18 protein-coding genes and 1 pseudogene are annotated in these 17,832 nt (G+C 61.8%); 7 read left to right on the top strand and 12 right to left on the bottom strand.

Annotation, left to right across the window (positions count from 1 at the left end; translation table 11 throughout):
* Position 1: 1 nt before the first annotated feature.
* From CXQ80_RS07915 to CXQ80_RS07885, 7 genes are all read right to left on the bottom strand, one after another.
* Positions 2-784 carry a DUF4892 domain-containing protein gene (locus CXQ80_RS07915; protein WP_101318191.1) on the bottom strand — a complete coding sequence of 261 codons (783 nt, stop codon included), beginning with the start codon at positions 782-784 and terminating at the stop codon, positions 2-4.
* 109 nt (positions 785-893) lie between these two features.
* Positions 894-1,748: an alpha/beta hydrolase gene (locus CXQ80_RS07910; protein ID WP_101318189.1), complete on the bottom strand. Its 855-nt coding sequence runs from the start codon at positions 1,746-1,748 to the stop codon at positions 894-896.
* Positions 1,745-2,533: an alpha/beta fold hydrolase gene (locus CXQ80_RS07905; RefSeq protein WP_101318187.1), complete on the bottom strand. Its 789-nt coding sequence runs from the start codon at positions 2,531-2,533 to the stop codon at positions 1,745-1,747. Before CXQ80_RS07905 ends, CXQ80_RS07910 begins: the two co-directional genes overlap by 4 nt.
* 102 nt (positions 2,534-2,635) lie before the next feature.
* Positions 2,636-2,977 carry a hypothetical protein gene (locus CXQ80_RS07900; RefSeq protein WP_101318185.1) on the bottom strand — a complete coding sequence of 114 codons (342 nt, stop codon included), beginning with the start codon at positions 2,975-2,977 and terminating at the stop codon, positions 2,636-2,638.
* A 96-nt stretch (positions 2,978-3,073) separates the two neighbouring features.
* Entirely contained in the window at positions 3,074-3,532 is a 459-nt protein-coding gene (sixA, locus tag CXQ80_RS07895; RefSeq protein ID WP_101318183.1) for a phosphohistidine phosphatase SixA, read from the bottom strand.
* Positions 3,529-3,876, bottom strand: coding sequence for a DUF4389 domain-containing protein (locus CXQ80_RS07890; protein WP_101318181.1), 348 nt, complete (start codon positions 3,874-3,876; stop codon positions 3,529-3,531). Before CXQ80_RS07890 ends, sixA begins: the two co-directional genes overlap by 4 nt.
* Positions 3,877-3,902: 26 nt before the next feature.
* On the bottom strand, positions 3,903-4,928 hold the full coding sequence (locus CXQ80_RS07885; protein ID WP_101318179.1) for an NAD(P)H-dependent glycerol-3-phosphate dehydrogenase: 1,026 nt from the start codon (positions 4,926-4,928) through the stop codon (positions 3,903-3,905).
* Positions 4,929-5,114: 186 nt separating this feature from the next.
* Here CXQ80_RS07885 and CXQ80_RS07880 point away from each other — a divergent pair, with 186 nt between their 5' ends.
* From CXQ80_RS07880 to fabB, 5 genes and pseudogenes are all read left to right on the top strand, one after another.
* The gene (locus CXQ80_RS07880; protein WP_101318177.1) at positions 5,115-7,229 is read left to right on the top strand and encodes a TonB-dependent siderophore receptor; all 2,115 of its coding nucleotides are present in this window, start codon (positions 5,115-5,117) and stop codon (positions 7,227-7,229) included.
* Positions 7,229-8,119 (top strand): ABC transporter substrate-binding protein, encoded by an 891-nt coding sequence (locus CXQ80_RS07875; protein WP_101318175.1) that lies wholly within the window; start codon positions 7,229-7,231, stop codon positions 8,117-8,119. Before CXQ80_RS07880 ends, CXQ80_RS07875 begins: the two co-directional genes overlap by 1 nt.
* Positions 8,116-9,624 (top strand): annotated as a pseudogene (locus CXQ80_RS07870) (ATP-binding protein); the annotation flags it as partial. The gene CXQ80_RS07875 and the pseudogene CXQ80_RS07870, both read left to right, overlap by 4 nt.
* A 227-nt stretch (positions 9,625-9,851) precedes the next feature.
* Positions 9,852-10,367 (top strand): 3-hydroxyacyl-[acyl-carrier-protein] dehydratase FabA, encoded by a 516-nt coding sequence (gene fabA / locus CXQ80_RS07865; protein WP_101318173.1) that lies wholly within the window; start codon positions 9,852-9,854, stop codon positions 10,365-10,367.
* An 11-nt stretch (positions 10,368-10,378) separates the two neighbouring features.
* Complete coding sequence (gene fabB, locus CXQ80_RS07860) at positions 10,379-11,599, top strand: beta-ketoacyl-ACP synthase I (protein WP_101318171.1); 1,221 nt, start codon at positions 10,379-10,381, stop codon at positions 11,597-11,599.
* 78 nt (positions 11,600-11,677) lie between these two features.
* Here the strand turns inward: fabB and CXQ80_RS07855 are convergent, their stop codons facing one another.
* Positions 11,678-12,682 (bottom strand): amidohydrolase family protein, encoded by a 1,005-nt coding sequence (locus CXQ80_RS07855; RefSeq protein WP_101318168.1) that lies wholly within the window; start codon positions 12,680-12,682, stop codon positions 11,678-11,680.
* A 114-nt stretch (positions 12,683-12,796) separates the two neighbouring features.
* On the opposite strand from CXQ80_RS07855, the gene CXQ80_RS07850 reads away from it, so the two are divergent.
* A complete protein-coding gene (locus tag CXQ80_RS07850) occupies positions 12,797-13,660 on the top strand; it encodes a pirin family protein (protein ID WP_101318166.1) in 864 nt (287 codons plus the stop codon).
* Here the strand turns inward: CXQ80_RS07850 and CXQ80_RS07845 are convergent.
* The 4 genes from CXQ80_RS07845 to CXQ80_RS07830 form a co-directional block, all read right to left on the bottom strand.
* Entirely contained in the window at positions 13,649-14,395 is a 747-nt protein-coding gene (locus tag CXQ80_RS07845) for a dienelactone hydrolase family protein (protein ID WP_101318164.1), read from the bottom strand. The two genes, CXQ80_RS07850 and CXQ80_RS07845, sit on opposite strands and share 12 nt — an antisense overlap.
* Before the next feature lie 74 nt (positions 14,396-14,469).
* Positions 14,470-16,377 (bottom strand): molecular chaperone HtpG, encoded by a 1,908-nt coding sequence (htpG, locus tag CXQ80_RS07840; protein ID WP_101318162.1) that lies wholly within the window; start codon positions 16,375-16,377, stop codon positions 14,470-14,472.
* A gap of 96 nt (positions 16,378-16,473) precedes the next feature.
* Positions 16,474-16,932, bottom strand: a complete 459-nt coding sequence (locus CXQ80_RS07835; RefSeq protein WP_101318160.1) for a PaaI family thioesterase — start codon at positions 16,930-16,932, stop codon at positions 16,474-16,476.
* The gene (locus tag CXQ80_RS07830) at positions 16,932-17,408 is read right to left on the bottom strand and encodes a PaaI family thioesterase (RefSeq protein WP_101318158.1); all 477 of its coding nucleotides are present in this window, start codon (positions 17,406-17,408) and stop codon (positions 16,932-16,934) included. The genes CXQ80_RS07835 and CXQ80_RS07830 overlap by 1 nt, the downstream gene beginning before the upstream one ends.
* A gap of 149 nt (positions 17,409-17,557) precedes the next feature.
* Between CXQ80_RS07830 and CXQ80_RS07825 the strand changes: the two genes are divergently transcribed.
* Entirely contained in the window at positions 17,558-17,824 is a 267-nt protein-coding gene (locus CXQ80_RS07825; RefSeq protein WP_101318157.1) for a hypothetical protein, read from the top strand.
* Positions 17,825-17,832 lie beyond the last annotated feature (8 nt).

Below are 17,832 nucleotides of genomic sequence, written 5' to 3'. Positions count from 1 at the left end.
TTTAACGAATCAATTCCAGATGCAACCCCTCGGTCTCGGCAGTGCCGACCTCCAGCCGTGCAGCGCGTACGCCCATCTTGACCAACTGCTCGCGCCAATCTTCAGCCTGCTCGCCACTCAGGCTGACGCGCAAAGTGCTGTCCAGATTCAGGCTGCGACCGAGCAGGGTCACCCAGGCCGGCAACGGTGCCGTCAGGTCAGGATAGTCAAGCTTGCCGGTGTCGCGCAGCTCACGCATGACCGTGGCCGAGGTCGGCAGCAGCTCGCCCAGCGGCGACTCGGCAATAAATTCCTCGACATGCAGGTAAACCCGCTTGTTACCCGCAGTGACGCTGTACAAGGCAACCAGCGTATCGGCTTCCTCGGCCGAGCGGCGCAGCAGGATAAACGCCTGCTGCTCATCGCCACCGTTGAGCCTGGCGTTCTTGAACACCTCGTTGGCCCACAGGCTGGCTTCGCCGCAGTCGCGTTTTTCACACCAGAACAGCGGATAACCGCCCTCCTCCTGCAGTGCTTCGCGGGCGCTGGTAAAGGCTTCGCGTGCGGTGCGTTCGGCGGGCAGCTGGTAGGTCACGGAGCTGACCTGGCCGCGGCTCTCGACCTTGTCGTCAACCCGCAGCCGGCCGCTGATCTTGCGCAACGGGCCGAGGGGGTAAACCCGCTCCTGCTCCAGCGCCGGGCGCTGATCGACTATCTTGGCGTCCAGCGGCACTGGCAGGCTGCCGGCCCACAGCAGCGGGCTGGCAAGACCCAGGCAGCCGGCAACCAGAATTCGAATACTCATCGGCCTCCCTTGCCGCTGGCGGCGTGGGTGGCGAGGGGGTAAATGTCAGGCATGTCCATGGTTGTCTCCCTGTTCAACCTGCCAAGCCTCGGCACTTGTCCGGAGCAAGTCAAGAAAACCCGCAGAAGCGATTGATACAGTCTGCGACAAGGGTCGCGCCCTGCTCGTCGTTCAGGTGCAAGTGATGACCGCCAGGCAGGCGCACCTGCTCGAAGGGTAGCTGCTCCAGCAGCGCCGTGTGCCGCGCGAGCATGCCATCCGCCGCAACCACCAGGCAGGTCGGGCATTCGATGCGCTGAACAAAGGCCATGGCCTGCGCCTCACTCAAGCGCGCTGGCGACGGCAGGGTCAAACGACTGTCGCTGCGCCAGCTGTAGCCGCCCGGCACCGGCATCAGGCCGCGTTGAGCGAGCAGTTCGGCGGCTTCACGGCTGACCGCGACCATACCCTTCATACGCGCCTCGATGCCTTGTTCGAAGCTCGGATAGATCGACTTGCGCTTGCTGTCCATGCGCAACTGCGCCTGCAGGGCCATGCTCAGCCGCTGCGCAGCATCCTGCTCGGCGCCGGTAGGCGGCAGCACGCCGTCGATCAGCAGCAAGCGACTGATCCGCTCTGGCAGCGCTCCGGCCAGCTGCGCCGAAATGATTGCGCCCAGCGAATGGCCGAGCAGGCCAAAGCGCTGCCAGCCGAGCTGCTCGGCAACCCGAACGACATCGTGGGCATAATCGGCCAGCGCATAGCTGGCACCCGCCGGGCGATGCTCCGAATAACCATGGCCAGCCAGATCCAGCGCAACGATACGCAACCCGCGCAGCAGCGGCGCCAGCCGGGCGAAGCTGTTGGCATTGTCCAGCCAGCCATGCAGCGCGATCACCGGCTCGCCATCCTCCGGGCCAAACAGATGAGCTGCCAATTCGATGTGGCCCAGATTGAGCCGGATTTCCTCGACCTGCGCGCTCATGGCTGCCCCCAACGATCAAACAGTCCTTTGATCAAGCTGGCGGTATCAGCGGGGCGCTCCAGCGGGAACATATGCCCGCCCGGCACGCTGTGGTATTCGCCCAGCGGCATGCTGCGCACGGCAAAGGCGTGATGGCGGCGGATCACCCGGCTGCGATCGCCGCGAATCATGGCCAGCGGCACCTGCAGTTGGCGCGCCGGTGCCGGGCTCAAGTGCGGGATACTGCGATAGATGCTGATCTCGGTGGCGGGATCGAAGCGCAGGCGCAGGCCGCCCTCAGCTGCTTCCAAGCCATGCTCCAGATAGGCCTCGAGGCAGTCTGGGTCAAAATGACGGAACAGCGTCTTGCCAGTGAAATAGCCCCGCGCACTGTCCCGATCAGCAAACACAGCGCGGCGGTTCAGGGTACGCCCGGCCGGGGTAATGCGGTCGATGAAGCCAAAACGTTTGGCCGTGCGCAGCAGCCACTGATCGGCGCGGGTCAACACTGGCGAATCGAGCATGACCACGCCGCGGTAATAGTGCGGGCAGCGCAGCGCCGCGTGCAGGTGCAGTACCCCGCCCAGAGAATGGCCAACACCCCACACCGGCCCTGGCTGCTGGGCCAGGTGGTGGAGCAGTTCATCGACCAGGTTGAGCCAGTTGTCATCGACCGGGAAGCGCGGGTCGTGGCCGTGCTGGAGCAGATGCTGAACCTGATAGTCCGGCGCGAGCGCAGCAAACAGCTTGCCGTAGGTGGCCGAGGGGAAGCCATTGGCATGGGCGAAGAAGATTTGCTGCGACATGGCCGCCTGCTCTCACGAAAAGAGTGCCCATTGTCGGCAAGCGCAGCGGCCGCGGCAACGTCCGGATAGGTCATCGCCAAGGGCGTTCAGGTCATCGCCGGTTCAATCGAAGCTGGCCATCGACCGGCGCAGGCACGCCTGCATGTAGGCCAATTGATATTCGAGTGCCTCGCGAGCCTGTGCCTTGTCCGCTTCTTCCAGCTTGGAGCGGCGCAGCGCAAGGCAGCTGGTCTGCAGCAGATGCGCCATACGAATGCTCGCCTGGCGCAGTTGCTCAAGCTCATATTGGCCTTCGCACTTGCCCAGGAGGCGATTGAAGCTGGCATCCGCGCAATCCTGCAGCAAACGGTGCTCGGCAAAGTCCGGCACGCCATGCTCGTTCAGTTTGTCCAGCACACGCTGTGGGCTCACCGAGCTCACCAATTCAAGACGTCGACTACTCATCCACTACTCCCTGTTACACGGTTCGACTCTCACGCGATCAACGCTAGCAATCAGCCGAACGCCCGGGCAACTGGCAAAAATGCCAGTTGCCGCAGGCTAGCCGGGATGACTCAAGGCTTTCAGTGACATCAATCCAGGCAACGGCCAGTCCCCTTCCAGCTCGGCCAAGCTGGCGGTGCTCATGGCTGCCGGCTGTTGCAAATGGCCGTGCTCAAGCATGCCGACCAATGCGCCTACCAGCGGCTGGTGGCTGACCAGCAAGACGTGCTCAAAGCCCAATTTTTCAAGCTCGGTGATGGCTTCACGCACGCTGCTTTCTGGGGTGAGCCAGGCCACCGTACGCAGCGGCTGAGGAAAATCGAGGGTTTCCTGCACCAATGCAGCGGTTTGCTGAGCACGCACGTAAGGGCTCACCAGAATCGCCTGCAGTGGTTGCCCCAGCAGCAGCGCAGCGCTGTACAGGACCTGCTCGCGGCCGTGGCTGGTCAGGCGCCGTTCGGCATCGCTATTAGCACGTGGCTCGGCTTCGCCGTGACGCAGGATCCACAGTTTCACAGCTTGGGCTCCTCATCACGCACCGGATGGGGCGCGGCCGCTACAACGTGTGGCGCCTCACCCTCGGGTGCGCGTGGGGTTGGCCAATCGGAAAACGGCCACGGCTTGCGATCGCTGTGAAAGGTGCCAAAGCGGCCGATCTGCGCCAGAAACTGGCTCAGGCTGTCGCCAAAGTTCATCAGGCTGGCACTCGGCGCGCCGTATACCAGACGGTAGATCAACTGCACCAGCACCAGGCCGGCGAGCAGCAATTCGGCCAACTGCCAGACCACCAGGAACACGAGCATCCACAGCACCCGCAGGATGATCGATTCGCGCTCCACGCGCTCGGGGGTATCGCTCATGTATTGCTCCTTGCTGTGCTCAGCGTTTAGTTGAAGCCGCTGGTGGAAATGAAGTCGACGTCGGTTTTCGGTTCCGCGCGCATCAGGTGTTCGATCACCTGATTCAAGGTGCGCCCTTCGAACAGGATCGCATGCAGCCCGGCTACCAGTGGCATGTACACCTGGGCGTCATCGGCCTTGGCCTTGAGCACCTTGATGGTGTTCACGCCCTCGGCCACTTCGCCCAGCCGGCTCACCGCTTCTTCCAGCGACAAACCCTGGCCCAGCGCATAGCCGACCTGGTAGTTACGGCTTTTCGGCGACGAGCAGGTCACGATCAGGTCACCGACCCCGGCAAGGCCGAGGAAGGTCATCGGGTTGGCGCCCAGGCTGACGGCGAACCGAGTCATTTCGGCCAGCGCGCGGGTGATCAGCATGCTCTTGGTGTTTTCACCCATGCCCAGCGCCACGGCCATACCGGCAATGATCGCGTAGACGTTTTTCAGTGCGCCGCCCAGTTCGACACCGAAGCGGTCGGCACTGGCATAGACGCGGAAGGTGCGCCCGTGCAGTACCTCTTGCACTCTCAGGCACAGCGCTTCGTCTTCGCTGGCGACCACCGTGGCGGTCAGTGCGTGTTCGGCGATTTCGCGCGCAAGGTTGGGCCCGGAGAGCACCCCAATACGCGCCTCGGGGGCGATTTCTTCGAGAATCTGGCTCATCAGCTTGAAGCTCTGCGCCTCGATGCCCTTGGTCAGGCTCACCAGGCACTTGCCGCGCAGCAGCTCGGCATGCGGCGCCAGGACGCTGCGCAAGGCGCTGGATGGCAGCGCAACAAAAATCAGTTGTGCAGCTTGCAGGGTGGCCAGCAGGTCATTGACCGGCTCGACGCCGTCCTGCAAGCGGATACCTTTGAGGTAGCGCGGGTTTTCGCGGTTGACGCGCATCGCCTGCGCCTGGTCCGGATCGCGCATCCACTGGCGCACAGGGTTGCCGTTTTCGGCCAGCAGGTTGGCCACGGCGGTGCCGAAGCTGCCGCCTCCAAGAACTGCAACAGGTTGCTGTTCAGTCATATCCAGTCCGTTAAAGCCAAAGTTGAGTGGCGACGGGCGCATTATACGGGCCAGATGCGGCATAACCAGAGGCACGCGGTGTCAGCCTGTTACCCGCTCGACGGCGTAGCCAGCATGGATGGGGCTGCTGGAAAAACCTCTACGGTCGGTTAACATGCGCGTTTCCTGCTGAAACAAGGCTGTAACGTGTTGTCTGGCACGCCGCCCTTCCCTCGTCTGCTATTACTGACTGCCCTGCTTGGCGGGCCAGCTGTGGCCGACGACCTGTTTATTGACAACCAGGACCTGCCGCAAGTTCTCACTGCCACCCGACTTAAACAATCTGCAGCCGGCGTACCGGGCAGCATGACTGTGCTCGACAGCCAGTTGATCCGCGCCAGCGGCGCCCGCGACATCCCCGAGCTCTTGCGGCTGGTGCCGGGCATGATGATCGGCTACGGCGCGAGCAACCAGCCGACGGTCAACTACCATGGCAGCAACGTCAGCGAGGCGCGGCGCATGCAGGTGCTGATCGACGGCCGCTCGGTGTACCGCGCAGGCCTGGCCACCGTCGACTGGAGCGATATCCCGGTAGCACTTGAGGATATTGAGCGGATCGAGGTGTTTCGCGGGCCAAACACGGTCAGTTATGGCGCCAATGCCCTGATGGCGGTGGTCAACATCCTCACCCGAAGCCCTGCCGACAGCCAGGGCACGCGCCTCAAGCTGAGCCGCGGGGCGGATGGCGTCAACGACTTTTACGCCAGCCAGGGCTTGGGCTGGGAGGGCGGCGACCTGCGTCTGTCAATGTCCGGCCAGGAGGATGACGGCTTCGATCACGACCAGTCGGGCGCTGACTACCGCGACAGCCGCAGGCTCAACCGGATCAACCTGAGCGTGCTGCAGCAGTTGGCGAGCAACCAGACGCTGGAGTGGCAACTGGCGGCCAAGGAAGGCAGCAATCAGCGCCCCTACACCTATCAGCCGGTGTTTCCCTACGTCACCGCCCGTGGCAACAACGCAGACGTCAAGGCCAAGGACTACGCTGGCTCGCTGCGCTGGAACATTGATTTCAATGACCAGCACAGTCTCTATGTACAGGGCTCGGCGCAGCACTTCGACCGCCAGCAAGTGTGGCGTGCCTGCGATGCGGCATTGTCGTTCAGCCCAGCCCTGACTCGACTGTGGCAGCTCGACTCGAACTACGCCGAGCAGGTCGCCCGCAACATCGTCAACCCGCCGGCCAACAACAATCCTGCGCTGCAGGCACTGCGCGATCAGGTCAAGACCCAGTGGGACAGCCAGGGCGGCAGCCAGGTCGTGTGCGGTGATGTCGACCAAAGCACCCGGGAAACCCGCTACGACCTGGAAATCCAGGACACCCTGAGCCTGACCGACAACCTGCGCCTGCTCAGCGGCGCCAACTTTCGCTATGACCAGGCTGACTCGCAGACCTATTTCAATGGCACCCTGAGCGACCACACCTGGCGCCTGTTCGGCCAGCTGGAATGGCGCGCCGACGAGCACTGGATCATCCAGGGCGGAACCATGTTCGAGGACAGCCGCCTGTCCGGCAGCTCGCTGACGCCGCGCCTGGCGCTCAACTACCTGATCACCCCGCGTCATGGCCTGCGCGCGGTGTATTCCGAAGCAGTGCGCTCACCCGACATGTTCGAGAACAACGTCAACTGGAGTTATACGGTCAATAACCTCAGCCCCTATCAGCCTGGCCTGGGCAGGGGCGAGTATTTCGTCAAGACCCGCGGCCCAGGCGATCTCGATCAGGAGCGGATGCGCTCGCGTGAACTGGGCTACAACGGCAGCTTCAGCGAAATCGGTCTGAACCTTGACCTGAAGGTCTTCTACGACGAAATCAGCGGCATGATCAGCGAGCCGCTGCGCAATAACCAGTACATCGCCAGCAACAGCAACAAGGCCCGTTTCAGCGGCAGTGAGCTGCAACTCGATTGGCACCTTGGCCAGCGTGACCGGCTGCGCCTGACCTACGCTTATGTCGACGCCTGGGCCAGCAACCGCAACGACAGCGAAGCCAGTGCGCGCAATAGCGGCTCTGCCGGCTGGTTGCGCGACTGGGGCGATGGCTGGTCGAGTGCGCTGTTCTATTACGGCGATGACGCGCTTAACCAGTATCGCTATGAGCGGGTTGACCTGCGCCTGGCCAAGCGCTGGCGCATTCGGCGCAGCAACCTTGAGCTGGCCGCACTGTGGCAGCAGCGTCTGGACGATGAACCGATCACCCTCGCGCAGAACCGCTACGACAGTCGTCAGCGCCTGAGCGTCAGCGCGGAGCTGGAGTTCTGATGGCGCGCTTGCTCGGTCTGCTGCTGATCTGCCTGTGGCCACTGGCGACACTGTCGGCCAATGAGGTGCTGGTGGTCGGCGCCAGCGACCAGGCTGGAATGCGCAGCTTCGCCCAGGCACTGCAAGTTCGCCGTGGCAATGATCAGGTGCACTTCCAACCCGTCTCAAGCTTGCCGCCCCCCAGCCAACTGCCGCGTGACCTGCGCCTGATCCTGCTCGACCGCGCCGCGCTGCAATGGCGCATGAGCGAATCCGCCGGGCCGCGCGCATTGCTCATGCGGGTCAGCCGCGTCGAGGCCGAACATCTGCTGGGGGCAGATCGCCCGGGCTACCTGAGCCTGCTCTGGAACGATCCGCCGTTGGCCCGGCAGTTGCGCCTGACCCGCTTGCTGATGCCGCAGGCACGACGAATCGGCGTGCTCTATGGCCAGCACAGCCACTTTTTGCTCAATGAGTTGCGCCAGGCCGCACGGCCGCTGGGGCTTGAGATCGTTGCCCAGCCCTGGCCAGACCTGCGCGACAGCCGCCCGCTACAGCAAGTGCTGGCTGACAGCGACGTACTGCTCGGCCTGGATGACCCTGATCTGTATAACGCCAAGACCGCGAAAAACGTCTTGCTCAGTAGCTACGGCCGGCAAATGGCGCTGATCGGCCCCAACGCCGGTTTTGTCCGTGCCGGCGCCTTGGCCAGCACCTATAGCGACCAGGACGACTGGCTGGCAGTGCTCGACCAATTGCTCGATCAGCCGCCAGCTCGCTGGCCACGCAGCTTGTATCCTGTCCATTTCGGCGTCAGCGGCAACCAACAGGTGGCGCGCGCGCTGGGCCTCGAACCGATCGACCCGCAGGCCGCCGCACTGGCCCTGGCCGTAGGAGAGTCCACCCCATGAGTAAACGCCTGAGCTGGGATATCCATACCCGCACCCAGATCATCAGCCTGGGGCCGGCCCTGCTGCTGACGCTGCTGCTGATCAGCTTCTTCACCTTCGTGCGCATTCAGGATTTGCGTCAGGAGCTCAATCACACCGGACAACTGATCGCCAATCAGCTGGCCCCGGCTTCCGAATACGGGGTTATCTCAGGCAACAATGAAGTGCTCGACAGCCTGATGCGCGCCACTTTGAGCATCCCCCATGTGCGCTTCCTCGAGGTTCAGGATGGCCGCAACAATATTCTGGTGTATGTCGAGCAGGCCGATGAGAGCGCCAACCGCGCACAGCGGGTCGAGGTGTTCCAGGCGCCGATCCGTCTGCAGCAGATCCGCCTGGACAGTGACTTCCTGCCACCCACCAAGACCACCTTGCCGGGCATCACCGATGATTACCTGGGCCGGGTCATCGTCGGCATGTCGGACGATGCCTTCAACCAGCGCCAGCAGGAGATTGTGATCAAGGCCGGCATCCTCGCCCTGTTTGCCCTGCTCTTCACGTTCCTGGTGGCGCGGCGCCTGGCACGCAGCCTGGCCGAGCCGATCAGCGACATGGGGCTTGCCGTCAAGGCGATTCAGCAAGGCACCTTCAATACCCCGGTGCCGGTGGTCGATGACAACGAACTGGGTAACCTGGCGCGGCACATCAACAACCTCGCCAGCGCCCTTGAGCAGGCCAGCCAGGAGCAGCGTCAGGCAATCGCGCAACTGACCCAGGCGCGCGAGGAAGCCGAACAGGCCAACCGCGCCAAGTCGGACTTCCTAGCGATGATGAGCCACGAGCTGCGCACACCGATGAACGGCGTGCTCGGCATGCTGCAGTTACTGGAAACCACCCAGATGACCGTCGAGCAGGCCGAGTACACCTCTGTCGCCAGTGAATCGACCGGGCATCTGCTCAAAGTCATCAACGACATCCTCGATTTCTCGCGTATCGAGCGCACCCAGCTTGAGCTGGAACACATCGAATTCAGCCTTGGCGAACTGATCACCAGCAGTGTGCAAGCCTTCCAGCACAGCGCCCAGCAGCGTGGCCTGGGCTTGCACCTGCATTTGCCCGCTGGCGCCGAGCACATGCGCGTCTATGGCGACCCGACGCGGATTCGCCAAATCCTGCTCAACCTGATTGGCAATGCATTGAAGTTTACCGAGCAAGGCAGGGTCGAAATCGAGCCGCGCTGGCAATTGGCCGATACGGGTGGGCTATGGTTCACCTGCGCGGTTCGCGACACCGGCATCGGCATCGACGACCAGCATCTGGAAAGCATGTTCGTTGCCTTCCAGCAGGCCGACAGTTCGATCTCGCGCCGCTACGGCGGCACCGGGTTGGGGTTGGCCATCGCGCGAACCCTGGCAGAGCGCATGGGCGGCCGCCTGCACGCACAGAGCCGCGCGGGGCGGGGCTCGACGTTCACCCTGGAAATACCGCTGACGCTTGCGGCCGCGAGCCACCCGGCCAGACAGCCGTGACTGGCGATAAATGTTAAAGTGCGGCAGTCTTAATGCTGGACAGGCGCGCCGCTGGGCCTGAAAATACCGGTTTCAGTGAACACCTGTACTCATTTACCAGGATCACTGTGACTTTCACCACAACGCAATAGTCTATCTGTAGGCTGCCGCCTTGAGCCCTTTGGTGCTCAGGGATGGCCGGGAAGATTCATCCCCTGCCGCATGGGGATTATTGAGGAGCTCGCATGACCAAACAAAACGCCTTTACTCGGGAAGACCTGCTGCGCTGCAGTCGCGGTGAGCTGTTCGGCCCAGGTAACGCGCAACTGCCCGCCCCCAACATGTTGATGGTTGATCGCATCACGCATATCAGCGAGGAAGGCGGCAAGTTCGGCAAAGGTGAATTGGTCGCTGAGCTGGATATCACTCCAGACCTGTGGTTCTTTGCCTGCCACTTCGAAGGTGATCCGGTCATGCCGGGCTGCCTGGGCCTCGATGCCATGTGGCAGCTGGTCGGCTTCTTCCTCGGCTGGCAGGGCTTGCCGGGTCGCGGTCGCGCACTGGGCTCTGGCGAAGTGAAATTCTTCGGCCAGGTGTTGCCTACTGCGAAGAAAGTCACCTACAACATTCATATCAAGCGCGTCCTGAAAGGCAAGCTGAACATGGCCATCGCCGATGGCTCGGTCAGTGTCGACGGCCGCGAGATCTACACAGCCGAAGCCCTCCGGGTCGGCGTGTTCACCTCCACTGACAATTTCTAAGGGTTATTCGCATGCGCCGCGTCGTTATCACTGGTCTGGGCATCGTATCGTGCCTGGGCAATGACAAAGAGACCGTCACCGAAAACCTGCGCAAGAGCCGTCCGGGCATTCGTTTCAACCCGGAATACAAGGAAATGGGGCTGCGCAGCCAGGTTTCCGGTTCCATCGACCTGAACCTCGAAGAACTGATCGACCGCAAGGTGTTCCGCTTCGTCGGTCACGCCGCTGCCTACGCCTACCTGGCGATGCAGGACGCGATCAAGGATTCGGGGTTGAGCGAAGAGCAGGTTTCCAACCCACGCACCGGCCTGGTAGCAGGCTCCGGCGGCGCATCGACCCTGAACCAGATGGAAGCGCTGGACACGCTGCGCGAGAAAGGCGTCAAGCGCGTCGGTCCGTACCGGGTTACCCGCACCATGGGCAGCACCGTTTCCGCGTGCCTGGCCACGCCGTTCAAGATCAAGGGTATCAACTACTCGATCTCGTCGGCCTGCGCCACCAGTGCACACTGCATCGGTACCGCTCTGGAGCAGATCCAGTGGGGCAAGCAGGACATCGTCTTTGCCGGTGGCGGTGAAGAAGAGCACTGGAGCCAGTCGTTCCTGTTCGATGCCATGGGTGCGCTGTCGACCAAGCGCAACGAAACGCCTGAGCTGGCTTCGCGCGCCTACGACGCTGACCGTGACGGTTTCGTCATCGCTGGCGGCGGCGGCATGGTCGTGGTCGAAGAGCTGGAACACGCCCTCGCCCGCGGTGCCAAGATCTACGCTGAAATCGTCGGCTACGGTGCAACTTCCGACGGTTACGACATGGTCGCTCCAAGCGGCGAAGGCGCGATCCGCTGCATGCAGCAGGCGCTGTCGACCGTTGATACACCAATCGACTACCTCAACACTCACGGCACCTCGACTCCGGTCGGCGACGTTGCCGAGATGAAAGGTGTGCGTGAAGTGTTCAAGGACAAGGCACCGAAGATCAGCTCGACCAAGAGCCTGTCCGGCCACTCGCTGGGCGCCGCTGGCGTGCATGAGGCGATCTACTGCCTGCTGATGATGGAAAACAACTTCATCGCCGGCTCCGCCAACATCGATGAGCTGGACCCGGAAGTTGCTGACCTGCCGATCCAGCGTGAAACCATCGAAAACGCGAAGATCGACACCGTCATGAGCAACAGCTTCGGCTTCGGCGGCACCAACGCCACCCTGGTGCTCAAGCGCTGGGAAGGCAAATAAGGCCTGACTGCTGCACTGAAAACGCCCCGACTGGTTCGGGGCGTTTTTGTTTTCGGCGTTTGCGTTGCCTGGCGCGGCTTAGTGCCCCTTGGGCAGCACCGCCAGGAAGTTGTCCCGTGCCACCTTGTGCGCCACCTCTTCGCTCAAGGCATCCAGGAATGGATCGAAGCCATGCAGCTCCTTGCCCAGGCTGTCAAACCGACCAACCACATCCGAACCCAACATGAACCGGTCAGGGTACTGCTCGACCAACTCGACCCAGGCTTTGCGCGGCTTGCCTGCCTCGTCGAGCAGATACGGCTCGAGCACACTCCAGGACAAGTCGATGTACAGGTTCGGATAGTCCTTCAACAATCGCGTTACTACCGGCAAGAGAAAGTCCATCTGCGTCTGATGGCGATGAATCTCCATGCTGGTACCGGCATGCGCCCAGATGAATCGTGTGTGCGGATGATTGCGCAGGGGCTCTTCCAGCTCGGCCAGGTACAGTGGGTTGCGCTCGCGCTTGGAGGTGATGTTGGAGTGGATCAGCACGGGCAGGTCACGTTCTGCGGCCAGGTGATAAATCCGTGTCATGGCCTCGTTGTTGGCCCTCGGCGTATCGCCGCTGGTCAGCGCAGTAAGGTCGTCATGGCGGGTGAACACCTCGCCGATGCCCTGCCACATTCCCGGGTACAGCTCGAGCATACGCTCGATGTGGCTGGCTGCATTCTTGTCGACCGGATTGAAGCCGGTCAGGAATGGATGGAAGCGCTTGCGCTGTTCAGCCGGCAGCTTTTCCAATGCGGCCGCCACATAGACGTCAGTGGCGCTGTACCAGTAGGCATCGGCATCATCACCGGCGTAGTAGCGCGGGCGCTTGGGTTCGTCCTCGTGCCACTTCTTCGCCACTGACACACCGGAAATCATCGACTGATCGATACCGGCATTGTCCATCGCCGCAAGCAGGGCCGGCATGCCCTCGGATTCCTGGAAAAAGTCGACGTAATGCAGATGGGCATCGCTGTAGCGGTAGTCGCGCGCCTGCGCCGCGTGGCACAGCAGGCCCGAGACCAGCACCGCAGCCAGTGCTCTGGCGATCATGGCAGTTTCCTTGAGCTGATTCGAACAGAGTAGACCCGCGCCTGGTGGCCACGGTTCAGCAATGGCTGGCAAACCGCTATGCTTGCAGCCTCAGCCCTGTGCCTGGAGCCATGCATGAGCCGCCCGTTGATCATCCGCCCACGCGCCGAAACCATCGCAGGCCAGCCCATTCTGCGGCCGCTACCCTCGGCGCAGTGCCGCAGCGTCGGCCCGTTCGTGTTCTTCGACCACATGCTGGCAACCGACTACGCTGCGGGCAGTGGCATGGATATCCACCAACACCCACACATCGGCCTGGCGACCCTGACCTATCTGTTCGAAGGCGAACTGCTGCACAAGGACAGCATTGGCTCTGATCAACGTGTGCGGCCTGGCGAGGTCAGCTGGATGAGCGCCGGTCGTAGCGTGGCCCATGTCGAGCGCACGCCGGCCGAGCTGGTCGCAAGCGGTTCACGCCTGCATGGGCTGCAGGTGTGGCTGGCGGCGCCGCGTGAACACGAGCAGGCACTGCCCAGTTACAGCCATCACTGCGCAGCGAGCTTGCCGGTCAGCGACACCCTGGGGGTGCGTATCTGTCTGATTGCCGGTCAAGGCTTTTGCCTTGAATCGCCGGTACCGGTGCTCTCCCCTACCCTGTACGCGCACATCGGCATGCAACCGGCAACCAGCCTGCTGATCCCCACTGAACATACCCAGCGTGCGCTGTATCTGCTGGAGGGCGAGGTGTTGCTCGATGATGAGCCGGTCGAGCCGCACAGCTTGCTGGTGCTGCCAGAAGGCGAGGAACTGACGCTGTACGCGCAAGGTGAATGCCAACTGGCACTGATCGGCGGCGCGCCGCTGGATGGGCCGCGGCGGATGAACTGGAACTTTGTTGCCAGCGACCCGGCACTGATCGAACAGGCACGGGCCAACTGGGCAGCCGGGAAATGGCCAGTGGTAGCCGGAGAAACCCAGCGGATCGAGTTACCCCGCTAGCGAAGCAGGATCCGGTTTGAACACTTCTTCGAGCAGATTGTGCATGGCCTTGAACGCGCGCTGCGAGGTGCGCCAGTCAAACTGCATCTTGCCCGGTACGTTTGCCGCCGGGTCGGTGAACGAATGCACCGCACCGCCGTAGCTGACCAGTTGCCAATCGACCTTGGCCGCGTTCATTTCCTGCTCGAAGGCAGGTAGCTGCTCGCGGGGTACCAGTGGATCGCTGGCGCCGTGCAGCACCAGTACCGAACCTTTGATGTTGCCGGCATCGGCGCTATCAGGTGTGTCGAGGGTGCCGTGGAAGGAGACAGTGGCTTTCAGATCAGCGCCACTGCGGGCCAGCTCCAGTGCACAGCAACCACCAAAACAGAAGCCGAACGCCGCCACCTTGCCCGGCGCCAGCAGCGCCCTGGACTGCCCCAGCAACTGGGCCAGGGCGGCATGCATGCGCTTGCGCAGCTCACCACGATCGTTTTTCAGCGGCATCATGGCGGCGCCCGCTTCATCTGCATTGGTCGGCCGCACCGACTGCCCATAGAGGTCGGCGATCAGCACCACATAGCCCTTCTCGGCGACTTCCCTGGCAATGCGCTCGGCACCTTCGCCGATGCCCATCCAGTTCGGCGCCATCAGCAGAGCAGGTTTTGCTTCTGCGCCTGGGGCGTATACCAAGCGGCTCTCGTAAGCCTTGCCGGCGTGGTGATAGACCAACGATTCGACGATTGCTTTGCTCATCAAGCTTCTCCTTGTCCTGGTACAAAAGACCGTAATAAAAAAGCCCGCCGAAGCGGGCTTATTCAGCGCTTATCTCAAGCAGACAGCTCGACCAGCAGCTTGTTCAGGCGACGCACATACGCCGCAGGGTCCTTGAGGCTGTCGCCAGCGGCCAAGGCAGCCTGATCGAAGAGGATGTGCGAAAGCTCGCCGAAACGATCCTCGCTCTGCTCGTGATCGAGTTTCTCGATCAGCGGGTGAGCCGGGTTGAATTCGAAGATAGGCTTCGAATCCGGCACTTTCTGCCCGCTGGCCTCGAGAATCTGACGCATCTGCAGGCCCAGGTCCTGCTCACCGATGGCCAGGATGGCTGGCGAGTCGGTCAGGCGATGGGAAACACGCACTTCAGCAACACTGTCACCCAGCGCAGCTTTCAGACGCTCGACCAGACCTTCTTTTTCCTTGGCGACTTCTTCCTGGGCTTTCTTGTCTTCTTCCGAATCCAGCTTGCCCAGGTCAAGGTCACCGCGGGCAACATCGACAAAGCTCTTGCCGTCGAAGTCGCTCAGGTAGCTCATCAGCCACTCGTCGATACGATCGGTCAGCAGCAGCACTTCGATGCCTTTCTTGCGGAAGACCTCAAGGTGCGGGCTGTTCTTGACCTGCGCGTAGGTTTCGCCGGTGAGGTAGTAGATCTTGTCCTGGCCTTCTTTGGCACGGGCCAGGTAGTCAGCCAGCGACACACTTTGCTCGCCGCTGTCGTCGTGGGTTGAAGCAAAGCGCAGCAGGCCGGCGATCTTCTCTTTGTTGGCGAAATCTTCTGCCGGGCCTTCCTTGAGGACCTGGCCGAAGTTCTTCCAGAAGCCCTTGTATTGCTCGGGTTCGTTCTTCGCCAGCTTCTCGAGCATGTCCAGCACACGCTTGGTCAGCGCGGTTTTCATCGAGTCGATGATCGGGTCTTTCTGCAGGATCTCGCGCGAAACGTTCAGCGACAGGTCATTGGAGTCAACCACGCCCTTGATGAAACGCAGGTACAACGGCAGGAACGACTCGGCCTGGTCCATGATGAACACACGCTGCACGTACAGCTTCAGGCCACGCGGCGCTTCGCGCTGGTACAGGTCGAACGGCGCGCGGGCCGGGACGTACAGCAGCGAGTTGTATTCGAGTTTGCCTTCGACCTTGTTGTGGCTCCAGGCCAGCGGGTTTTCGAAGTCATGGCCGATGTGCTTGTAGAACTCCTGGTATTCCTCGTCCTTGACCTCGGTACGCGGACGGGTCCACAGGGCGCTGGCGCGGTTGACGGTTTCCCATTCCTGCGCCGGTGCGGCTTCGCCTTCAGCGGCTTCGGCCTGCTCTTTAGGCAGCTGGATTGGCAAGGCAATGTGGTCGGAGTACTTCTTCACGACGTTGCGCAGGCGCCAGCCGTCAGCAAACTCCTGTTCTTCCTTCTTCAGGTGCAGAACGATGCGCGTGCCGCGTTGTGGCTTGTCGATGGTGGCAACTTCGAATTCGCCCTCGCCTTTCGACGACCAGTGCACGCCTTCAGCAGCTGGCTGACCGGCACGACGGCTGTAGACGTCGACCTGGTCGGCGACGATGAACGCCGAATAGAAGCCCACGCCGAACTGACCGATCAGGTGCGAATCCTTTTTCTGGTCGCCGCTGAGGTTTTTCATAAAATCGGCAGTGCCGGACTTGGCAATGGTGCCCAGGTGCGCAATGACATCTTCACGGCTCATGCCGATGCCGTTGTCTTCCAGGGTCACGGTGCCGGCCTCGGCATCGAAGCTGACGCGGATTTTCAGGTCGGCGTCGCCCTCGAGCAGCTCTGGCTTGGCCAGGGCTTCGAAACGCAGCTTGTCAGCGGCGTCGGAGGCGTTGGAAATCAGCTCGCGAAGGAAAATTTCCTTGTTCGAGTACAGCGAGTGGATCATGAGGTGCAGCAGTTGCTTTACCTCGGTCTGGAAGCCCAGGGTTTCTTTTTGTGTCTCCACACTCATGGTCTTCAAAACTCCGATCTGATGGCAATGGTCGCCTGGCAGGCCGCGGTGGCCGGCGTTTACGGCGGGATGTCCAACAGATGGGGGCATGGCGGACTATTTCAAGGGCTTTTCCGGTTCGATCTTGAAATGAGCACGGGCCATGGCGATCGGGAGGTTGCGATCGTCCTGCCAGGCACTGATCGCGACATTGGTCACCCGCCGCCCCTGGCGCCAGAGCTGGCAGCTGGCGTAGGTGTCGCGCAGATAGCCGGCACGCAGGTAGTCGATGGAGAAATCGATGATTTTCGGAATGCTCGCGCTTTCGCTATAGACCAGCAGGTAGAGCGCTGCCGAGAGCTCCATGAAACCTGCGATGACACCACCATGAATGGCCGGCAACAGCGGATTGCCGACATTGTCGGCACTGGCTGGCAAGCGGAACAACAGCTGCTCGCCCTGGCGCTCGCACTCGATACCGATGAGCCCTGCATAAGGAATCAATGACAGCAGTGGTGCGTAATCACCCACAGCGTGGGCCTGATTGAGGCGCTGGCGAACGTCTGCCGGAATCATCAGCCCTGCCCTCCATCAAGCTTGCCAGCAAAGCGGATACCACCCCTGGCCTGCTGACCCAGGCGCATGAAAGTCCCCACCACCTGGCAGATAGGCTGCTCGGGGTCATCCTGATAGGCCATGCCACGGGTGAAAATCACATCGCGGGTGACACGATAACAATGCGCGTGGCCGTAGATATCCTTGCCGGCCTCGGCGGGGTGCATATAGTCGATGCGCAAATCCAGGGTCGGGCACACTTCGAACTGCACCAACGAACACAAAGTGGCCATGCCGCAGGTGGTGTCCATCAACGTGGTCAGCGCGCCGCCATGGACTGCACCGGTCTGTGGATTGCCAACCAGCAGCGGCGACCAAGGCAGCACCAGGGTCATGCCGCCAGCATCAGCTTGATGCACGCGCATGTTCAATAACTGGCAATGCCGGAGTGCCGACAGAAAGCGTTCAGCCATGGCCGTCAGAGACGAATCGATCACCGGTAAGCCCTCGTTGGCGTGACAGCACAAGCGCGTTGAAAATTCCAGAGTGGACGCGCACTTATATATCTGTAATCTCTGTGGAACTAATTTCGCGCACTTGAACTCGAAGGTTCAAGTAAGTTATTCCACCCAAGGAGAGACACCCCATGCGTAAACCTTTTGCTTTTGCTCTGATGCTGGCTGCTGCCATGGGCCTGGCTGCTTGCGACAAGGCAAGCGAAAACAAGGCTCAAGATGCACAGGAACACGCTGAGCAAGCCCAGGAAAAAGCGGGCGAAGCTCAGGATAAGATGAATGAAGCTGCCAAGGAAAACGCCGAAGCTGCCAAAGACCAGGCTGAAGCGCAGCAAAAAGCAGCTGAAGAAGCTGCTGACAAAGGCGAGCCGGCCCCGACTGCACCAGTCAAGCCGTAATCGCAGCA

The sequence above is a fragment of the Pseudomonas sp. 02C 26 genome, assembly GCF_002843585.1.
Taxonomy (GTDB): Bacteria; Pseudomonadota; Gammaproteobacteria; order Pseudomonadales; family Pseudomonadaceae; genus Aquipseudomonas; species Aquipseudomonas shirazensis.
This window is presented reverse-complemented; position numbering and strand designations above follow the sequence as displayed.